At 64.3% G+C, this 286-nt stretch carries 1 protein-coding gene; it reads left to right on the top strand.

Annotated features, from left to right (window positions below):
• The coding region (locus ACH13J_RS18430; protein WP_397544798.1) for a PIN domain-containing protein at positions 1-169 on the top strand (169 nt) is incomplete at its 5' end.
• Between the last annotated feature and the right edge of the window lie 117 nt (positions 170-286).

Genomic DNA, 286 nt, shown 5'->3' on the forward strand with positions numbered 1-286 from the left:
GGCACGTGTCGAGGCACTTCAGTTCGAGGTGGTGTCGTTCGATGCGGAAGATGCCCAGCATGCCGGCGCGATTCGTGCGCACCTCACTGCGGCCGGCGCCCCGATCGGTCCGTACGATGCGTTGATCGCAGGGCAGGCGCGCGCGGCGTCTGGTGCTTGTCACGCATAACGTGCGCGAGTTTGCGCGAGTCCCGGGGCTAGGTCGAGGATTGGCTCGCCAAGGCGCGTGAAAACTGATCGCGTCTATTCTGCGCTCCGTCTGCACTCATACCCTTCCATCGGCATC

Source organism: Roseovarius salis, assembly GCF_044472985.1.
GTDB classification, from domain to species: Bacteria; Pseudomonadota; Alphaproteobacteria; order Rhodobacterales; family Rhodobacteraceae; genus Roseovarius; species Roseovarius salis.